Here is a 15258-nt window from a genome sequence, read left to right as displayed (position 1 = left end):
GGGCTTGGGTCTATGCATGCGGTATTTGTTCCCGCAACGATGCGCAGTACCTAGACGCGTCCAGCAACCTGCATGCCAAGCCATTCCCGCAGGATCTCACGCGAGGACTGCAGGCCGCTGCCAGAGGGCAGCCATTCCAGCAGTTCGCGCTGCTGCGGCAGGGTAAAGCCGGTGGGCGCTGGCAAGACCTGCAAGCCGGCGCGCTCGAAGGCCTGGACAGCGCGCGGCATATGCCAGGCGTGGGTCACCAGGGCGATGCGCTGCACGCCGTCACGCGCCAGCAGCCGCTGCATCTGCTGCGCGTTTTCCACCGTGTCGCGGGATTGGTCGTCCACCCAGCGCAGGTTGCTGCCCAGTTCCTGCGACACCATGGTCTTGGCTACATCGCCTTCCGACAAGACGCTGCTGCCGCTATTGGCCCAGCCCACGCCACCAGCAAATGCCAGTGGCAGACCGGATCGGCGCGCCAGCCAGACGCCGTAGCGCAGCCGCGCAGCGGTTTGGGCCGAGGGCTGGGCCGCACCGTATTCGGGCGCGCTGGGCTGCACGCCACCGCCCAGCACCACAATCGCTTGGACGTGACGTTCCTGGAGATAGCTGGCCGCCGTGGCGGGCGGAATGGCAGCGACCTGCGGCAACAGGTTTTGCGCCAGCCAGACCGCTACCGCATTGCAGCTCAGCAGCCACAAACCCACCAGGGCCAGTACGGCGATGCCCCGGCCCAGCCATTTGCGCCGCTGCGCCAGCACGCAGGCCAGCGCCGCCAGCAGCAAAGGCCCGGCTGGGGGGATGGCCAAAGCAGTCAGTATGGGCTTAAGTTCACTAGGATTCATTTGCTCTTATATCGATAGCTGCTGGCGCAGGTATTACCTGCGCTAAACTATGTTTTTGTTTGTAAAAAGACGGGCAGTTTCCAGGCTGGGACAGGGGGCAGGGCGAGTGTACAAGTCGTACGATGTCGAATCGGTGTACAAAGTAGCTTATGCAAAATTCGCCTTCCTCCACATCCTCGTCCAGTGCCGTCCAAAGTGAGTCCATTACCTTGGGCGGTGGTTGTTTCTGGTGCACCGAAGCCGTGTTCGTCCAGGTGCGCGGCATTACCGATGTAGAAAGCGGCTACTGCAACGGCACGACGCATAACCCCAGTTACGAGGCCGTGTGCAGCGGCCAGACCGGCCATGCCGAAGTGGTCAAGCTGGAGTTTGACCCGGCCCAGATCAGCCTGCGTGAGATTCTGGAAATCTTCTTCGTGATCCATGACCCGACCACCCTGAACCAGCAAGGCCATGACGTAGGCACTCAGTACCGTAGCGGCATTTACGTGAACTCACCCGACCAGCAGGAAGTGGTGCAGTCCGTGCTGCGTGAGGTCCATGACAGCAAGACCTACCGCCACCCCGTGGTCACCGAGGTGCTGCCTCTGGCCAACTACTGGCCCGCCGAGGAATACCACCAGGACTACTTTGAAAAGCACCCCAGCCAGGGTTACTGCCTGATGGTGGCTGCACCCAAGGTGGAGAAATTCCGCAAGACCTTCAGTCGCCTGGCTAAAGGCTGATTGCTATATTTATAGGAGCGGATGGCGTAGCTTCTATATGCGCTAGTGCCGGTTTTCTTGTGTGAGTTTGCGGCGCTGTACCCCAAGGTCCATGTAGGGGGACTTGGGGCCTTATGTGTGGCTGGGTGCGTAACGGGGCCTCAGCCCTTAAAATCGCGGGTTAATCCCCACAAAGTTTTGCATGAACGCCCCCGTCGACGTTTCCTTTTTCGCGCGCGCCGCCAAACCGCTGACCAGCTACCGCAAGTACTGGGCGGCGCGCTTTGGCACCTCCAAATTCCTGCCCATGAGCCGTGCCGAGATGGATGTGTTGGGCTGGGACAGCTGCGACGTGATCATTGTCACCGGTGACGCCTACGTGGACCACCCCAGCTTCGGCATGTCTGTGATCGGCCGCATGTTGGAGATGCAGGGCTTTCGCGTCGGCATCATCGCCCAGCCTGATTGGCAAAGCGCCGACCCGTTCAAGGCCCTGGGCAAACCGAATCTGTTCTTCGGCGTCACGTCCGGCAATATGGATTCGATGATCAACCGCTACACAGCGGACCGCAAGATCCGCAGCGACGACGCCTACACCCCCGGCGACATCGGCGGCAAGCGCCCGGATCGTGCGGCCATCGTCTACAGCCAGCGCTGCCGCGAAGCTTACAAAGACGTGCCCATCGTCCTGGGCGGCATAGAAGGCTCTCTGCGCCGCATCGCGCACTATGACTACTGGTCTGACAAGGTGCGCCGCAGCGTGGTGGTCGATGCCAAGTGCGATCTGTTGCTCTACGGGAATGCCGAGCGCGCTATCGTCGAAGTGGCCCACCGTCTGGCTTCCAAGGAGCCCGTGCAAAGCATTACCGACGTGCGCGGCACGGCCTTCATCCGCCGCAGTGACGACCCGACCGGGCGCGACTGGATCGAGATCAATTCCACCTCGGTAGATACGCCGGGCCGCGTCGAATCGCACATCAACCCTTACCAGACTACGTCCGAACAAGCGGCAGAGCAGGGTGCGACCTGCTCGAAGGACGACGCCAATCCGCAGGGAGTACCCGCCGAATCTGTGGTGAAGATGAGCCCTTCGCTGGGCGATGCGCTGGCCCGGTCACAAGCCCGAGAGTTGGCCAAGATAAAGGTGCCGCCGCGCGAACGCTCGGTGATCCGCCTGCCATCCTTTGAGCAGGTCAAGGCCGACCCTGTGCTCTACGCCCACGCCAACCGCGTGCTGCACCTGGAAACCAACCCAGGTAATGCCCGTGCGCTGGTGCAAGCCCACGGCGAAGGCGTGACGGCCCGCGACGTGTGGATTAACCCGCCTCCCATTCCGCTGACCACGGCCGAGATGGACGCAGTGTTCGACCTGCCGTACGCCCGCAGCCCGCACCCCGCTTATGCCGACGAGAACGGCAGCCATGACGGCGCCACCAAGATTCCAGCCTGGGAAATGATTCGCTTCAGCGTGAACATCATGCGCGGCTGTTTTGGCGGCTGCACCTTCTGTTCGATCACCGAGCACGAGGGCCGGATCATCCAGAGCCGCTCTGAAGAATCGATCATCAAAGAGGTCGAAGACATCCGCGACAAGGTCAAGGGCTTCACCGGCACCATCTCTGACCTGGGCGGACCCACGGCAAATATGTACCGACTCGGCTGCAAGAGCCCCGAGATCGAAGCCGCCTGCCGCAAGCCCAGCTGCGTCTACCCCGGCATCTGCTCGAACCTGGGCACCAACCACGACCCGCTGATCAAAATCTACCGCCGTGCCCGGGCATTGAAGGGCATCAAGAAGATCTTGATTGGCTCTGGCCTGCGCTACGACCTGGCTGTGCAAAGCCCTGAGTACGTGAAAGAGCTGGTACAGCACCACGTGGGTGGTTATCTCAAGATTGCGCCAGAGCACACCGAGCAGGGCCCGCTGTCCAAAATGATGAAGCCCGGTATCGGCAGTTATGACAAGTTCAAACAGTTGTTTGAAAAGTTCAGCGCCGAGGTCGGCAAAAAGCAGTACCTCATACCGTACTTCATCGCGGCCCATCCAGGGACGACAGACGAAGACATGATGAACCTGGCGCTGTGGCTGAAGAAAAACGGATTCCGCGCCGACCAGGTGCAGACTTTCTATCCGTCGCCCATGGCCACGGCCACCACGATGTACCACAGCGGCCGCAACCCGCTGCGCAAAATTACCCGCGACAGCGAAACCGTGGACATCGTGCGTGGCGACCGCCGCCGCCGGCTGCACAAGGCCTTTTTGCGCTACCACGATGCCAACAACTGGCCGCTGCTGCGCGATGCGCTGAAGGCCATGGGCCGCGCCGACCTGATCGGAAACGGCAAGCACCATCTGATTCCGACCTATCAGCCCATGACCGATGGCGGCTATGAGAGCGCGCGCAAGAAGAATTCGACTGTGGTGACCAAGTCCTCGCCGGTGACCAAGGGCCGGTTGCTGACGCAGCACACTGGCCTGCCGCCGCGCGACAACGGATCCGGTAAGGCGCCGGTTCGCAAGGTGGCGCGCAAGCCACGCTGAACCTGTAGAAGTTTTAAGAAAAAACCGCTGCTGGCGCAGAATTCACCTGCGCTGGCAGCTATAAATAACGTAGCAATCTCCTCATGTCTTCTCCCAAAGTTCTTTTCGGCTTTCACGCCGTTGGCGTGCGCCTGAAAACCGCACCCCAGTCCATCATCGAGATTTACTACGAGCCCACCCGGCGTGACGCGCGCATGCGCCAGTTCCTGGAAAAGGCCAATGAAGCTGGTGCTCGCCTGATTGAAGGTGATAGCCTGCGCCTGGCCAAGCTCTGCGGCAGCCACGGCCACCAGGGTGTGGCGGCTCGCGTGGAGCATATTCCGCAGGTGCATTCGCTGGACGACCTGCTCGACAGCCTGACTGAACCCGCACTGCTGCTGGTGCTGGACGGCGTGACCGATCCGCACAACCTGGGTGCTTGCCTGCGCGTGGCCGACGGCGCCGGTGCCCATGCCGTTATCGCTCCCAAGGACCACGCCGCCGGCATCAACGCCACGGTAGCCAAGGTGGCCAGCGGTGCAGCCGAGACCGTGCCTTACTTCATGGTGACCAACCTGGCGCGCACTTTGGGTGAGCTGAAAGAGCGCAGCATCTGGTGCATAGGCACCAGCGACAACGCGCCCAAGACTTTGTACCAGGTGGACCTGAAGGGCCCGGTGGCTTTGGTGCTGGGCAACGAAGGCGACGGCATGCGCCAGCTGACGCGCAAGACTTGCGACGAGTTGGTCGGCATCCCCATGGCGGGCGCGGTAGAAAGCCTGAATGTGTCGGTGGCCAGCGGCGTCTGCCTTTATGAGGCCTTGCGCCAGCGCTTGTAGCCCAAACGGGCGAGATACCACACAAAAGCGTGTCATTCTGCGCCCGACTGCGGGCTTGCCCCTAGCTGAAAAGGGGCTGAAGCTGCGCGCAGTCAGTTATTCTTTACATTTTAAATATGCGTGTCACTAACATCCATTAAAGAAGATGTGGGGCTCAGCATAAAAAATGGTTGCCGCAGGTGGTGGGCAATACAAGAATAAGCAGGAGACTCAGCCTGTTTTATGACCCCCATCCTATTGATTGCATCAGGAGCCGTGCGAAGACGTACAGCCTGATCAATAGCGTATCTTTCCACTCCCATCATGTCACGATAGTCGTCGCCTCAGAATTTAGTAGCAAAGTAGGGCTGCGCACAAAAGGCAGATGATGAAGCAGATGAGACGCACCGCAGAGCAAAAGCGGTGGGAAGTAGAGCAGATGAAGGAGCCGCTGCCACGGCTAATTGGATAGGGCCGAATGAAAAAGCCGCCAGCCGGGTAATGATGCGCAGCTGCGCCGGTTCACAATCCACGGTGACCGGCCCGAATGGGCTGACCGGCACCGTGGCTGTGGCGCGTTAAGCCGCCAGCCGCCTTCATCCATAAGATCCCAGGAGCAGCGTATGCGAACCGGAATGTGTTGCCATGTACTGGCCACCTTAGTTTGGGTGAGTGCCATGCAGCCTGTGGCGGGCCGCTGAGATGCTGGAGCCGTTCAGCAAAGCGCCGGAATACCTGCCCTGGTTGCTTTGGCTACTGGGGTTGGTCTGGCTGGCGGCCACCCTGGAAGGCCTGGTGCAATGCTTCGTGCGGCACCAGCCCTACGACTGGCGGGCCTACGCCACATCGGTGGCCGATATGTTGGGGCGCAGGCTGGTCGACGCGTTGGGTCTGTCTTTGGCCGCGCCTGTGTTTGCGTGGGCCTACATGCACCGGCTGGGGGATATAGGTTTGTCCAGTGTGGCGGCGGTGGGCGGCCTGTTTTTGGCGCAAGAGTTTTTTTACTACTGGTACCACCGCGCGGCACACCGCGTGGGCTGGTTCTGGGCCACGCACTGCGTACACCATTCGCCCCAGCAGTTGACCCTGGCTGCGGCATTGCGATTGGGGTGGACGGGCAAGCTCACCGGTACTGGTTTGTTCTTTGTGCCGTTGGTGTGGCTGGGCTTTCCACCGATGGCCGTGGCGGGCGTGCTAGCGGCGAATCTGCTGTACCAGTTCTGGCTACACGCCACCTGGATTCCCAAGTTGGGCGCGTTGGAGTGGGTGTTCAACACGCCGTCGCACCACCGCGTACACCATGGCAGCAATGCCGAATACCTGGACTGCAATTACGGCGGCGTGCTGATTGTGTTCGACCGCTTGTTCGGTACCTTTGTGGAAGAGCGGGCGGATATTCCCATCCGATACGGCTTGGTTGAACCGGTGCTTACTTACAACCCTTTTCGGTTGGCCCTGCATGGTTGGTGGCAGCTGGGACGGGCCTTGCGGCGAGCCCAGGGCTGGCGCGCGCGCCTGGCGGTGCTGTGCGGGCCACCTGGTGGCCGGCCGTATCAGGCCCGACTCCTGCCAGAAATTAAGCGTGAAATAAGGTTCTAGCGCAGAAAATACCTGCGCAGGGAGCTATTAAATTAATAGCAATTCAGGCTTGTTTATGGAACATGGCAAGTTCTCCCCGTTGGCGCTGGATAACTTTGGGGATAACTCTGAATGAATGCTGTATTACTGGGGTAAACCCTTGTTTTTAAAGGGTAAACATTGCGGTGCCTAATTTTTCGGCAGTTAACAACCTGGGCCCCTTACCCTGTTCAAACCCAGCCCGAAGCTCCCAGGATGGCGCCTACGCCCAGCAACCACAAAAGATGCAGTCGGGTGCGCCACATGATGATTGCCGACACGGCAGTCAGCAGCCACAGATTCCAGTCTCCACGCGGGCCGTGCTGTGCCGATGAAAGCACCCAGCCTGTGGCCACCATTAACGCAATCACGATGGGCGCCATGCCTTGTTTGAAGGCGCGCACCGCACGCAATTCGCGGTTACGGTGGCCCCAGCGGGTGGATACGCTGGTGAGTATGGTGCTGGGTAGCAGCAGGCCCAGCATGGTGCAGGTCATGCCCAGCAGTGCACTCCAGCCGCCGCCGGCGTTCAGGCCCACGTTCCAGCCGAACAGGGCGACGAACAGCACATTGGGCCCAGGCGCGGCCTGGGCGATGGCAATGGCGGTGTTGAATTGTTCATTGGTCAACCAGTTTTGCTGGTCTACCAGGTAGCGGTGCATATCCGGTACGGTCGTGATGGCGCCGCCCACCGCCAGCAAGGACAGTGATACGAAATGCAGGAACAGGTTTAGCCAATCCTGGGCCTGCATGCTGATGGCGTGCAAGGTGTTCATGGCTTGAGCTTGCGGTAGGTCAGCAGGTAGGCCAAGCCACCCAGGCTGGGCAGCGCGTAGGCGAGCGGGAAGCGCAGCAGGCCCACCGCGATGAAGCAGGCCACGGCCAGGGCTGCGCACACCGGGATACCCAGCGCATGCCGTCGCAACGCAGGAAGCAGGCGCAGACCGGCCGCCGTGATCAAACCCGCTGCCACCGCGCCCATGCCGCGAAGCGCTCCCACTACCTGGGGGTAATGCGCGTACTGGGTGTATGCCAGGGCAAGTGCCAGCACCGCTAGCAGCGGCATCGTCAGCATGCCGGCCAACGCCGCCATGGCGCCACGCAGGCCGAAGTGGCGGTCGCCAATCATGATGGACAAATTGACCACGTTGGGGCCGGGCATGATCTGCGCCACAGCCCAGTCTTCAACGAACTCCTCGGTCGTCAGCCAGCGCTTTTTCTCTACCAACTCATGCTGCACCACGGCCAGAACTCCGCCAAAACCTTGCAGTGCCAGCCAGGTGAAGGACAGAAACAAATCTGTGGGGGATCGGGGCTTTGGACGGTCGGGGGCGGGTGCGTGAGAGGTGCTCATCGCACCATTATGACGACCCGTTTGAGGCCTATCCGGCAGATTCTTTTCACCCAAATGGAGGAAGTGGCGGCCCAGGGTTTGGCGGGCCTGGGGTACATTGCAAAGTAGTATTTTTCTCTTTTGTATCAAATATATCAAATTAGAGAGCATGATAGAACGCACACTTTTCAGCTCAGACCACCAGACTTTCCGGGCTAGTTTCCAGAAGTTCATCGCCCGGGAGATCGTGCCTTTCCATGCGCAGTGGGAAGAGCAAGGTTATGTGGACCGAGCCGTGTGGAATAAGGCCGGGGAGCAGGGCTTTTTGTGCCCCTCCATGCCCGAGGCATGCGGTGGCGCTGGTGCCGACAGGCTGTATTCGGTTGTGCAGATGGAAGAGCTGGCGCGGGCCGGCACTACCGGCATTGGCTACACCCTGCACAGCGAGATCGTGGCGCCCTACCTGCTGCACTACGGTACACCGGCCCAGCAGCACAAATACCTGCCGGCCATGGCCAGCGGCGCCATGGTGGGAGCCATCGCCATGAGTGAGCCGGCAGCGGGCTCGGACTTGCAAGGCATGCAGTGCACAGCCTTGCGCCAGGCCGATGGCAGCTATGTGTTGAATGGCAGCAAGACCTTCATTACCAATGGCTGGCACGCCGATCTGGTGCTGGTGGCCGCTAAAACCAATCCAACGGCAGGTGGCAAAGGTACGAGCCTGTTTCTGGTTGAGCGCGGCATGCCTGGTTTTGCGCCGGGCAAACGTTTGAAGAAGCTGGGCCTGAAGGCGCAGGACACGGCTGAGCTATTCTTTGACCATGTACGCCTTGCACCAGAGCAATTGCTGGGCGGGCCGGCCTTGGAGAACCATGGTTTTGTTTGTCTGATGGAGCAGCTGCCCTGGGAGCGCCTGCAAATCGCCATCACGGCCGTGGCAGCCGCGCAGTCGGCGATCGAGGGCACGGTGGCGTATGTGAAGGAGCGCCGGGTCTTTGGCCAGCCTTTGTCCGGGTTCCAGAACACCCGGTTTGTGTTGGCGGAGCTGCAGACCGAGGTGCAGATTGCCCAGGTGTTTGTGGACCGCTGCATCGAGCTGCTGCTGAAGGACAGCTTGGACACCGCCACCGCCAGCATGGCTAAGTACTGGGCCACAGATTTGCAATGCAAGGTGATGGACGCCTGCGTACAGCTTTATGGCGGCTACGGCTATATGTGGGAATACCCGATTACCCGGGCCTATGCCGATGCCCGGGTGCAGCGCATCTACGGTGGCACCAACGAGATCATGAAGGAAGTGATCACCCGGTCCATGGGGCTGGGCAGCGTGTAGCCGCCCAGCGATCGTTTACTTGCTAGTCCCGACCTAGCAAGGCACGCCCTTGCGAGCGACCAGCCAGTCCGGTGCGTCCTGCAAAGCCACTGGGCGCAGGAAGCGGTCCAGCGCGGCATAGCCTACCGAGGTGGTGAAGGGTTGTGTCGACGCGGGGAAGGGGCCGCCATGGTGCTGGGCCGCGGTAACGGCCACACCGGTGGGAACACCTGCGAACAGCACCCGGCCAGCGATTTGCGTGGCCGCGCGCACCAGGTTGCGGGTGGTTTCGCTTTCGGTCTCTGCGCCCCACAGCGTCACGGTCAGCGAACCGCCGATAGCGCGCAGCACGGCCAGGGTTTCTTCCACCGAGGCGGTACGGACGACCAGGGCAGCCGAACCAAACACTTCTTCGTGCAACTGGTGGTCGGCAATGAAGTCCGCTGCCTGCACCTCGGCCAGGAATGGGCGGGGAGGGGCCGACGCTTCGGCGCTACCGTCCACCAGGGGCTTCAGGCTGGCCGTGCTCTTCCAGCGGGCCACGCCCTTGTCGAAGGTGGAGCGGATTGCGCCGGACAACATGGTGTGTGGCTGCAAGGCTTGCAGCGCCTGCGCAAACGCGGCAACGAAGGCATCGGATGCGGCATCCTTCTGGACCACGATCACGCCCGGGCTGGTGCAGAACTGGCCTGCACCCAGGCAGATGGAGCCAGCCAGCGTGTTGGCCAGCTCGGCGCCATTCTTTTCCGCCGCTGCGGGCAAGACCACCAGCGGGTTGACCGAGCCCAGCTCGCCATAGAACGGCACGGGGCGTGGCCGGTCTGCGGCAATCTTGGCCAGCGCTGTGCCGCCCTTGAACGAGCCGGTGAAGGCAATTGCGGCGATGCCGGGCGCCTGCGCTAGATGTACACCGACAGCGATGGAGCCGCCTTGCACCAGGCCGAATACACCCGCCGGCAGGCCTTCGGCTGCGACCACGCCTTGCGCTAAAGCCACAGTTTGGCGGGTCAGCTCAGGGTGAGCAGGGTGGCCTTTGACGACCACCGGGCAGCCGGCGGCCAGTGCTGCAGCGGTGTCTCCACCGAGTACCGAGAACGCAAACGGGAAGTTGCTGGCCGAGAACATGGCGACCGGGCCCACGGGCACGCGGACCTTGGCCAGGCGGGGGCGGCCTACAGGCGGGGCGCCTGCCACGGCAGGGTCATCCACCACGGCGTGCGCAATGCCTTGGTCCAGCACATCGGCAAAGCCGCGCAATTGGAAGGCCGTGCGGTCCAGCTCGCCGTTCAGGCGCGGTAGGCCCAAACCGGTTTCCCGGTCCGCCAGCGCCACCAGGCTTTCACGGCTGCCTTCCAGTGAGACGGCCAGGGCGCGCAGCAGGCTGGCGCGTTGGGCGGCCGAGGTGGCGGCGAAGGCGTCGGCCACGGCCACGGCAGCGGCTACGGCTTGGTCGATTTCGGCGGGAGTGGATTCAGGAAATTGTGCGCCGACGGGGGAGCCGGTGCGGGCGTCTACGGATTGCAGCATGGTGTGGTGATGGGGGCTAGAAGTTGCAAAAAGGTGCAGAAAGGTGCACGGAGGGGCCGAAGCAGAGTGACATGGCCGCGAAGGCAAAATGTACACCGGCATAGGCAATTAGCGGGCTGTCTGGATACCCCCGTAGGGATGATTTAATTGCCGTCACTGATATGAATTCAAGGAAATGAGCATGGCTACGCAAGGATTTACCACCACCATCGTGCACGGCGACAAGGCCATGGGCGTGGAACACGGAGGGGTGCACAAGCCCATCCACACCTCGGTGCAGTACGGGTTTGACAAGGTTGAAGACCTGATTGGCGTGTTCCAGGGCACGCTCAAGGGCGGCTTCAACTACGCCCGCCAGGGCACGCCCACCACAGCGGCGCTGGAGGCCAAGCTCACCCGCATGGAAGGCGGCCTGGGCTCGATCTGCTTTGCCACAGGCATGGGTGCCATCGCGGCGATATTTTTGACGCTGTTGAAGTCGGGTGACCACCTGGTGGCCAGCCGTTATGTGTTCGGCAATACCAACAGCATTTTCGGCACGCTGCGCAGCCTGGGCATTGAGGTCACCACGGTGGACGCCACCGATGTGGCCCATGTGGAAGCCGCTGTGCAGCCGAATACCCGCATGGTCTTCGTCGAAACCATTGCCAACCCCGGCACCCAGATTCCCGACCTGGCGCCCATCGGCGCGCTGTGCCGCAGCAAGGGCTTGGTGTACGTGGTGGACAACACCATTACCTCGCCCGCGCTGTTTCAGCCCCGAACCGTGGATGCCAGCCTGGTGGTGAATTCACTCACCAAGACCATTGCCGGTCATGGTACGGCGCTGGGCGGCGCAGTCACGGATACTGGTTTGTTTGACTGGTCGGCTTATCCGAATATTTTCCCGGCGTACCGCAAGGGCGATGCGCGGCAGTGGGGTTTGGCGCAGATTCGGAAAAAGGGCCTGCGCGACATGGGGGCATCGCTGTCGTCTGAGCAGGCGCATAGCATTTCTGTGGGCGCCGAAACCTTGGCCCTGCGCGTGGCCCAGACCAGCGCGACCGCCCTGGAGCTGGCCCGCTTTCTGGAAGCCCACCCAGCGGTGGTCAAGGTGTTCTACCCTCAATTGGAGTCGCACCCCCAGTACGCCGTGGCGCAGCAGCACTTCAGCGCTGGCTCGTGGTTGCTGTCGTTCGAACTGGCCGATGCCGATGCCTGCCTGGCCTTCATCAACCGGCTTCAGCTGCCGGTTAAGGCTACGGGCCTGGGCGACACCCGCACGCTGATCATCCCGGTGGCCCCCACTATTTTCTGGGAGGCCGGTGCCGAGGTACGGGCCCAGATGGGCATTGCCGATGGCTTGATCCGCCTGTCGGTGGGCCTGGAAGACGCAGCCGACCTGCTGGCCGACTTTGCGCAGGCCTTGCCTTGAGGCAACGCTGAACAAGTCTCTCGCGGTCTGCGCATCCCTGGCCTCGGGCGGTCTGCTGCGTTGCAAATCCTCGCCATAGCCCAAGCTATGTCTGCGGTCTGCGCCTTGCTGCCCATCCCGATCCAGGGCGCGCAGCCTCGCGGAAACTTATCCAGCGTCGCCTAACCTTCTTGCCTGAGCGGACTGCGTTGGGCCAGCTCGCCCAGGTAGTCCGTGATGCCAGCGCCTTCGCGTTCCAGGAAACGCTCCACCGCGTCGGCAAATGCCGGGTGGGCCAGCCAGTGGGCGCTGGTGGTTTTGACCGGGAGCAGGGCGCGGGCCATTTTGTGCTCGCCCTGGGCGCCACCTTCGAAGCGAGACACGCCGTGCTCTATGCACCACTGCAGCGGCTGGTAGTAGCAGGCCTCAAAGTGCAGGCAGTCCACCCGCTCCAGGGCGCCCCAGTAGCGGCCATAGGCAACCAAATCTTGTGGGCTTTTTAGGCCGCTAGCGCAATCAATATCTGCGCTAATAGCTATTAAACTTGTAGCAACAGGCTTGGCGACGCCATCGAGTTCGCGTTCCGCCACAAACAGCACCCAGTTCTCCGGCATGGTGTCGGCCATGCGCTGGAAGAAGTCGCGGCTCAGGTAGGGTGCGTTGCCGTGCTCGTAATAGGTGCGCTCATAACAGCGGTAGAAAAAGTCCCAGTCCTGCGGCGTGATGTCGCGCCCGCGCGCCCAGCGAAAGCGGACGCCCGCGTCGGTCACTTTGCGCCGCTCCTGGCGGATCTTCTTGCGCTTGTCTTGCGCCAGTGAGGCGAGAAAGTCTTCGAAGTCGCGGTAGCCGAGCACGGTTTCGCCGCCGGGCCGCCCCAAGGCTAAACGCTCCCCCTCGGGGGGCAGGGAGCACACGCCAGTGCCGAGCGTGGTGGCTCTATTGGTCCAGTGAAACTGCACTGCGTGGCGCAGCATCAGCTTGGCATCTTGCGCCGCCGCCACGTCGTCCGGGTTCGCAAACAGCATGTGCAAAGAGGACAGGCCTTGCTCCTCGCACCAGGCAACCGTGGCTTTCATTAGGGTGGCTCGCGCGCCTGGGTCACGCGCCAGCAGGCGTGCGCCGGGTACGGGGGTGAAGGGCACGGCGATCACGGCCTTGGGGTAGTAGGGCACTCCGTGCTGCTGGTAGGCGCTGGCCCATGCCCAGTCGAACACGTATTCGCCATAGGAGTGGCTTTTCAGGTACAGCGCGGTGGCCGCGTGCAGCGTGTCGCCGCGCCAGAGCGTGATGAGCTGCAGCGTCCAGCCGGTAGCGGGCAGGGCGCTGCCGCTTTGGTGCAGCGCGGCCAGGTATTCCCAGCGCATGAAGGGGCTGGCGTCGGCCTGCATAGCCAGCAGTCCGTTCCAGTCTGCCGCAGGTAGCTGCAGCGGCGAGTCGAGTACCCGGATGACATAATCAACCGAACTCATTTCCCACCCCGCAGGCCTGCTGCTGCCACCGTATTTTTTGTTTCCATGACTCTCAAACTCTGTGTTGCCCAGCTCAATTTTGTCGTCGGCGACCTGGCCGGCAACGCGCAAAAAATCATCGATGCGGCACGCACCGCCTATGCAGAAGGCGCGCGCCTGGTGTTGACGCCGGAACTCTCGATTTGCGGCTACGCCGCCGAGGATTTGTTCCTGCGCCCGGCCTTCACCGCTGCTTGCGATGATGCCGTGAAAACAGTGGCCCGCGAGCTGGCCGGGTTAAAAGACCTGGTGGTGGTGGTCGGCCACCCCAGCGGCGGTGATGACCGCACCAAGTCCGTCGCCGTGCAGCGCCGCTTCAATGCGGCCAGCGTGCTACGCGAAGGCCAGGTGCTGGCCACCTACGCCAAGCGCGAGCTGCCGAATTACCAGGTGTTCGACGAGCGCCGCTATTTCACGCCCGGGCATGGCGTCTGCGTGTTCGAGGTGGAGGGCGTGAAAGTTGGCCTGCTGATCTGCGAAGACGCCTGGTTCGACGAGCCCGCCGCGCTGGCCAAGCAGGCCGGAGCCGAGCTGCTGGCCGTCATCAACGCCTCGCCATTCCATGTGGGTAAGGGCGGCGAGCGGGTGCTGCGCATGGCCGACCGGGCACGCGCTACCGGCTTGCCGCTGGTCTACGCCCACATCGTGGGCGGGCAGGACGAGGTGGTGTTCGACGGCAATTCCTTCTGCGTGGATGCCGACGGCACGCTCAGCGGCCACGCCCCGGCATTCAAGGAAAATCTGTTCTACGTGCAGGCAGTATCTGCGCAGGCAGCTGTCAAATTGGAAGCAAGCCTAGTGCCCGAGCGTAGCCTGCATGCCGACTTGTGGGACGCGCTGGTGCTGGGTCTACGCGACTATGTGGGCAAGAACCGCTTCCCTGGCGTGCTGCTGGGCTTGTCGGGTGGTATCGATTCGGCCCTGGTGCTGGCCATCGCGGTGGACGCGCTAGGCAAGGAGCGTGTGCGCACGGTGATGATGCCGTCACCCTATACCGCCGATATTTCCTGGATCGACGCCCGTGAGATGGCTTCACGCGTGGGCGTGCAGTACGACGAAATCTCCATCCTGCCCGAGTTCGAGGCCTTCAAGGCCTCGCTGGCGCCGCATTTTGTGGGCCGGGCGGAGGACACAACTGAAGAAAACATCCAGGCCCGCATCCGAGGCACGTTGTTGATGGCCATGAGCAACAAGTTCGGCAGCATCGTGGTCACCACCGGCAACAAGAGTGAAATGGCCACCGGCTATTGCACGCTGTACGGCGATATGGCCGGCGGCTTTGCCGTCATCAAGGACGTGGCCAAGACTTTGGTGTTCGCCTTGGCGCGCTGGCGCAATGCCAACGACCCTTATGGCACCGGCAGCAACCCGATCCCGGAGCGCATCATCACTCGCCCACCCAGCGCCGAGCTGCGCGCCGACCAGACCGACCAGGACAGCCTGCCTCCTTACGAAGTGCTGGACGCGATTCTGGAGCGCTATATGGAGAACGACCAAAGCCTGGAGGCCATCATCGCTGCCGGCTTTGAGCGCGCCGATGTGGAGCGCGTAACCCGGCTCATCAAGATCAATGAATACAAACGCCGCCAATCTCCAGTGGGAATTCGCGTGACCCACCGCAGCTTTGGTAAAGATTGGCGCTATCCTATTACCAGCAGCTTCCGGGCTTAACTTTTCCACTCTATAGCGAGA

General features: G+C 62.0%; 12 protein-coding genes. 7 read left to right on the top strand and 5 right to left on the bottom strand.

Annotation, left to right across the window (positions count from 1 at the left end; all coding sequences use genetic code 11):
* Positions 1-50 precede the first annotated feature (50 nt).
* Positions 51-797, bottom strand: a complete 747-nt coding sequence (locus AC4BBN_RS19975; RefSeq protein ID WP_490593770.1) for a YdcF family protein — start codon at positions 795-797, stop codon at positions 51-53.
* Positions 798-982: 185 nt separating this feature from the next.
* Between AC4BBN_RS19975 and msrA the strand changes: the two genes are divergently transcribed.
* From msrA to AC4BBN_RS19955, 4 genes are all read left to right on the top strand, one after another.
* On the top strand, positions 983-1558 hold the full coding sequence (gene msrA, locus AC4BBN_RS19970; RefSeq protein WP_490593769.1) for a peptide-methionine (S)-S-oxide reductase MsrA: 576 nt from the start codon (positions 983-985) through the stop codon (positions 1556-1558).
* Between the two features lie 181 nt (positions 1559-1739).
* The gene (locus AC4BBN_RS19965; RefSeq protein WP_490593768.1) at positions 1740-4079 is read left to right on the top strand and encodes a YgiQ family radical SAM protein; all 2340 of its coding nucleotides are present in this window, start codon (positions 1740-1742) and stop codon (positions 4077-4079) included.
* A gap of 83 nt (positions 4080-4162) precedes the next feature.
* On the top strand, positions 4163-4897 hold the full coding sequence (gene rlmB / locus AC4BBN_RS19960) for a 23S rRNA (guanosine(2251)-2'-O)-methyltransferase RlmB (protein WP_490593767.1): 735 nt from the start codon (positions 4163-4165) through the stop codon (positions 4895-4897).
* 681 nt (positions 4898-5578) lie between these two features.
* Positions 5579-6475 carry a sterol desaturase family protein gene (locus tag AC4BBN_RS19955; protein ID WP_490593766.1) on the top strand — a complete coding sequence of 299 codons (897 nt, stop codon included), beginning with the start codon at positions 5579-5581 and terminating at the stop codon, positions 6473-6475.
* A 209-nt stretch (positions 6476-6684) separates the two neighbouring features.
* Here AC4BBN_RS19955 and AC4BBN_RS19950 read toward each other — a convergent pair whose 3' ends face one another.
* Both AC4BBN_RS19950 and AC4BBN_RS19945 read right to left on the bottom strand, forming a co-directional pair.
* Positions 6685-7269, bottom strand: coding sequence for a chromate transporter (locus tag AC4BBN_RS19950; protein WP_490593765.1), 585 nt, complete (start codon positions 7267-7269; stop codon positions 6685-6687).
* Positions 7266-7847: a chromate transporter gene (locus AC4BBN_RS19945; RefSeq protein ID WP_490593764.1), complete on the bottom strand. Its 582-nt coding sequence runs from the start codon at positions 7845-7847 to the stop codon at positions 7266-7268. The genes AC4BBN_RS19950 and AC4BBN_RS19945 overlap by 4 nt, the downstream gene beginning before the upstream one ends.
* 148 nt (positions 7848-7995) lie before the next feature.
* Between AC4BBN_RS19945 and AC4BBN_RS19940 the strand changes: the two genes are divergently transcribed.
* Complete coding sequence (locus AC4BBN_RS19940; protein ID WP_490593763.1) at positions 7996-9159, top strand: acyl-CoA dehydrogenase family protein; 1164 nt, start codon at positions 7996-7998, stop codon at positions 9157-9159.
* A gap of 33 nt (positions 9160-9192) precedes the next feature.
* Here AC4BBN_RS19940 and AC4BBN_RS19935 read toward each other — a convergent pair whose 3' ends face one another.
* Positions 9193-10665 carry an aldehyde dehydrogenase (NADP(+)) gene (locus AC4BBN_RS19935; RefSeq protein WP_490593762.1) on the bottom strand — a complete coding sequence of 491 codons (1473 nt, stop codon included), beginning with the start codon at positions 10663-10665 and terminating at the stop codon, positions 9193-9195.
* Between the two features lie 181 nt (positions 10666-10846).
* Here AC4BBN_RS19935 and AC4BBN_RS19930 point away from each other — a divergent pair, with 181 nt between their 5' ends.
* On the top strand, positions 10847-12079 hold the full coding sequence (locus tag AC4BBN_RS19930; RefSeq protein ID WP_490593761.1) for a cystathionine gamma-synthase family protein: 1233 nt from the start codon (positions 10847-10849) through the stop codon (positions 12077-12079).
* A gap of 161 nt (positions 12080-12240) precedes the next feature.
* On the opposite strand, the gene AC4BBN_RS19925 is transcribed toward AC4BBN_RS19930, so the two are convergent.
* Complete coding sequence (locus AC4BBN_RS19925; protein WP_490593760.1) at positions 12241-13527, bottom strand: GNAT family N-acetyltransferase; 1287 nt, start codon at positions 13525-13527, stop codon at positions 12241-12243.
* A 45-nt stretch (positions 13528-13572) separates the two neighbouring features.
* Between AC4BBN_RS19925 and AC4BBN_RS19920 the strand changes: the two genes are divergently transcribed.
* On the top strand, positions 13573-15237 hold the full coding sequence (locus tag AC4BBN_RS19920) for an NAD+ synthase (RefSeq protein WP_490593759.1): 1665 nt from the start codon (positions 13573-13575) through the stop codon (positions 15235-15237).
* Positions 15238-15258 lie beyond the last annotated feature (21 nt).

Source organism: Rhodoferax sp. SPJ21, assembly GCF_058216335.1.
This window is presented reverse-complemented; position numbering and strand designations above follow the sequence as displayed.

Excerpts from the sequence above, each read along its gene's own strand:
- msrA (WP_490593769.1), top strand. The coding sequence starts at position 983 with ATGCAAAATTCGCCTTCCTCCACATCCTCGTCCAGTGCCGTCCAAAGT.
- AC4BBN_RS19965 (WP_490593768.1), top strand. The coding sequence starts at position 1,740 with ATGAACGCCCCCGTCGACGTTTCCTTTTTCGCGCGCGCCGCCAAACCG.
- rlmB (WP_490593767.1), top strand. The coding sequence starts at position 4,163 with ATGTCTTCTCCCAAAGTTCTTTTCGGCTTTCACGCCGTTGGCGTGCGC.
- AC4BBN_RS19955 (WP_490593766.1), top strand. The coding sequence starts at position 5,579 with ATGCTGGAGCCGTTCAGCAAAGCGCCGGAATACCTGCCCTGGTTGCTT.
- AC4BBN_RS19950 (WP_490593765.1), bottom strand. The coding sequence starts at position 7,269 with ATGAACACCTTGCACGCCATCAGCATGCAGGCCCAGGATTGGCTAAAC.
- AC4BBN_RS19945 (WP_490593764.1), bottom strand. The coding sequence starts at position 7,847 with ATGAGCACCTCTCACGCACCCGCCCCCGACCGTCCAAAGCCCCGATCC.
- AC4BBN_RS19940 (WP_490593763.1), top strand. The coding sequence starts at position 7,996 with ATGATAGAACGCACACTTTTCAGCTCAGACCACCAGACTTTCCGGGCT.
- AC4BBN_RS19935 (WP_490593762.1), bottom strand. The coding sequence starts at position 10,665 with ATGCTGCAATCCGTAGACGCCCGCACCGGCTCCCCCGTCGGCGCACAA.
- AC4BBN_RS19930 (WP_490593761.1), top strand. The coding sequence starts at position 10,847 with ATGGCTACGCAAGGATTTACCACCACCATCGTGCACGGCGACAAGGCC.
- AC4BBN_RS19925 (WP_490593760.1), bottom strand. The coding sequence starts at position 13,527 with ATGAGTTCGGTTGATTATGTCATCCGGGTACTCGACTCGCCGCTGCAG.
- AC4BBN_RS19920 (WP_490593759.1), top strand. The coding sequence starts at position 13,573 with ATGACTCTCAAACTCTGTGTTGCCCAGCTCAATTTTGTCGTCGGCGAC.